The following is a 3398-nucleotide window of genomic DNA, read 5'->3' as shown; positions in this document are numbered from 1 at the left end:
GATTCGGGATTCGGGATTCGGGATTCGGGATTCGGGATTCGGGATTCACTTCAATTTTGTCTTCTTAAGGACAAATTGAGTCAACACTTACGATACCTTTACTTATATCAATTCTATCCCAACGAACATATCTCGACTCCAACAGCGAAGGTGTCCCACATTTCGAAGAAAAAATCGTTTCCATAAAAACAAAAAGGCTTGGTCAACGGCGACCAAGCCTTTTGATTAGATGTTGTGTTTTATTTTGTATTTATTGACCCCAGTCTATCTGGAGTTCTTTACTAACTTGGATAGGAGTTAGCCGCCTACTGCGATGTTCTTCATATCAGTCATGTAACCACGTAGCTCTTCACCAATGTACTCTACTGGGTGGTTACGGATAGCATCATTTACAGCGATAAGAGTCGCGTTATCTACTTGGTTAGAAGTTTCACCTAGCCCTTTACCAATTACGTCAGTATTTACTGCTGGCATAAACTTCTCACGTAGAAGCGGTGTTGCTACGTTAGCGAACAGGTAGTTACCATATTCCGCAGTGTCTGAGATAACCACGTTCATCTCGTATAGGCGCTTACGTGCGATAGTGTTCGCAATCAGTGGTAGCTCGTGTAGAGACTCGTAGTAAGCAGACTCATCGATGATGCCAGATGCCGTCATTGCTTCAAACGCTAGCTCAACACCCGCACGAACCATAGCAACCATCAGAATACCGTTGTCGAAGTACTCTTGCTCAGAGATTTCTACGTCAGTTTCTGGGTAGTTTTCGAAAGCAGTTTCACCCGTTTCTGCACGCCAGCCTAGTAGGTTAACATCGTCGTTTGCCCAGTCAGCCATCATAGTGCTAGAGAAGTGACCTGTGATGATGTCATCCATGTGCTTGTTGTATAGCGGACGCATCAGCTCTTTTAGCTCTTCAGAAAGCTCAAATGCTTTTACTTTTGCTGGGTTTGATAGACGATCCATCATGTGAGTGATACCACCAAACTTCAGTGCTTCAGTGATGGTTTCCCAACCGTATTGAAGAAGCTTACCTGCATAGCCTGGATCGATACCGTCAGCAATCATCTTCTCGTAACATACGATAGAACCAGCCTGTAGCATGCCACAAAGGATAGTTTGCTCACCCATTAGGTCAGATTTCACCTCAGCAACAAAAGAAGACTCTAGACAACCAGCACGGTGGCCACCTGTTGCTGCAGCCCAAGCTTTCGCGATATCCCAACCTTCGCCTTTAGGGTCGTTCTCTGGGTGAACAGCGATAAGAGTCGGTACACCAAAACCACGCTTGTATTCTTCACGAACTTCCGTACCCGGACACTTAGGTGCAACCATTACTACCGTTAGGTCTTTACGGATTTGCATGCCTTCTTCAACAACATTGAAACCGTGTGAGTAACCTAGTGCTGCGCCTTCTTTCATAAGCGGCATTACTGTCTCAACAACGTTTGTGTGCTGCTTATCTGGAGTAAGGTTTACTACTAGGTCAGCTTGTGGAATTAGCGTTTCGTAGCTACCTACTTCAAAACCGTTGTCTTTTGCGTTTTTGAATGACTGGCGCTGCTCATCAATAGCTGCCTGGCGAAGTGCATAAGCAACGTCTAGACCAGAGTCACGCATGTTCAGACCTTGGTTAAGGCCTTGAGCACCACAACCTACGATGACCACTTTCTTACCTTTTAGGTAATCTGCTTCTGATGCGAATTCTTCGCGGTCCATAAAGCGACAACGACCAAGTTGGTCCAATTGCTCACGCAAGTTTAGGGTATTGAAATAGTTAGCCATCTGGGTGCTCCTTAACATTCTTCCATAGAGGTCGGTATTTGTGTTACCGAATGAGTTCATACTAAAACAGACATTCTGTTGCTGAAAGTGATATATTCACAATTACTTATTGCAATTAATGCAACATGGAAGTGAAGATTTAATGAACATCAAAAGCCTGCAGTTATTCATTCATCTATGTGATAGTAAAAGCTTCGCTAAGACAGCAGCAGCAATGCATATCAGCCCTTCAGCACTGAGTCGGCAGATCCAGAAATTGGAAGAAGAAACACATCAACAGCTGTTCTTGCGTGATAACCGAAGTGTTGAATTAACAGTTCAAGGAAAGAAGCTATTACCTGTAGCACTGAAGATCTTAGGTGAGTGGCAGCAATACCAAAGTTATGTCAAAGGGACAGAAGACGAGTTAAAGGGTGAGATACGTTTATTTTGCTCGGTAACCGCAAGTTACAGCCACCTCCCAGAGCTGATTTCTGAATTCCGCATTCAGAATCCATTTATCGAATTCAAACTCTCTACTGGCGATCCAGCGCAAGCCATCGATAAAATATTGGCAGATGAGGCTGATATCGCGATCTCTGCTAAGCCAGACCAACTGCCAGCTAAAGTCTCCTTTGAACCAATCAGTGAGATTCCCCTATCGGTGATAGCGCCAGTTGGAGTCAGCAGCTTTGCAGAAGAACTGCAGAAAGAAAGTCCAGATTGGTCAACGATCCCTTTTATTGTCCCAGAAGCAGGCACAGCAAGAGAAAGAGCGAATGTTTGGTTTAAGCAAATGAAGATCAAACCAAATATCTACGCACAGGTGGCAGGACATGAGGCTATTGTCAGCATGGTGGCTTTAGGCTGTGGCGTCGGTATCGCACCGGATGTGGTAATCAACAACAGCCCTGTCAGAGAGAAGATAAATCGACTCAAGGTTCTACCTATAAAACCATTTGAACTCGGGGTCTGTTGCATCAAGAGCCAACTAGAAAATCCATTAGTGAAAGCCCTATGGGAAGTCGCAGAAAGTAAGTATATCTCACTTTAGGCATACATCATTCAAATAAGTATTCGAAGCCCGTTACACAAGTAACGGGCTTTTTAGTTACAGTAAACGTCGAATGCAAAATATAGGGCAGTACTAAAGAGCGCAACATCAATATTCATATAAGAAAGACAGTAATAGAGATGTGTTTAGAACAACTAAGCACTTATATTCAACTACTTTTGAGATTTAGAAACTAGGCTCTAACAAAGAGAAATATGGTCTTTACCTGAATGAGTGAGCTCTTCAGCAGAGTACAGAGATTTGAGAATATCAGATACGAAAAAAACCTAGCATTTCTGCCGGGATGCGCAGTTTAGGACTTTGTCTAACTAAGTGGTGGACGGTCGGGGTTGCGGGCAACCGGGACTCGTTCCCTGAAAGGAAAATTATTATGCTCAAAAACGACAAAACCCAGTCCGAAGACTGGGTTTCTAAATAAGTGGCGGAGCGGACGGGACTCGAACCCGCGACCCCCGGCGTGACAGGCCGGTATTCTAACCAACTGAACTACCGCTCCGCACTGGTTAGACATAAAGTCTAAATTTAAAGCCTGGCGATGTCCTACTCTCACATGGGGAAGCCC

General features: G+C 44.4%; 2 protein-coding genes and 1 tRNA gene. 1 reads left to right on the top strand and 2 read right to left on the bottom strand.

The window, feature by feature from the left end:
• Nucleotides 1-297 precede the first annotated feature (297 nt).
• Entirely contained in the window at nucleotides 298-1782 is a 1485-nt protein-coding gene (gene ilvC, locus QTO06_RS25090; protein ID WP_021017933.1) for a ketol-acid reductoisomerase, read from the bottom strand.
• 142 nt (nucleotides 1783-1924) lie between these two features.
• Between ilvC and ilvY the strand changes: the two genes are divergently transcribed.
• Nucleotides 1925-2815, top strand: coding sequence for an HTH-type transcriptional activator IlvY (ilvY, locus tag QTO06_RS25085; RefSeq protein ID WP_331410304.1), 891 nt, complete (start codon nucleotides 1925-1927; stop codon nucleotides 2813-2815).
• Nucleotides 2816-3255: 440 nt separating this feature from the next.
• Here the strand turns inward: ilvY and QTO06_RS25080 are convergent.
• Nucleotides 3256-3332, bottom strand: a tRNA-Asp gene (locus QTO06_RS25080).
• Nucleotides 3333-3398: the final 66 nt, after the last annotated feature.

It is taken from the genome of Vibrio sp. M260121, from assembly GCF_036533715.1.
Classification (GTDB): Bacteria; Pseudomonadota; Gammaproteobacteria; order Enterobacterales; family Vibrionaceae; genus Vibrio.
The sequence above is the reverse complement of the archived record's forward strand: the minus strand, read 5'-3'. Positions and strand labels throughout refer to the sequence as shown.

Excerpts from the sequence above, each read along its gene's own strand:
- ilvC (WP_021017933.1), bottom strand. The coding sequence starts at position 1,782 with ATGGCTAACTATTTCAATACCCTAAACTTGCGTGAGCAATTGGACCAA.
- ilvY (WP_331410304.1), top strand. The coding sequence starts at position 1,925 with ATGAACATCAAAAGCCTGCAGTTATTCATTCATCTATGTGATAGTAAA.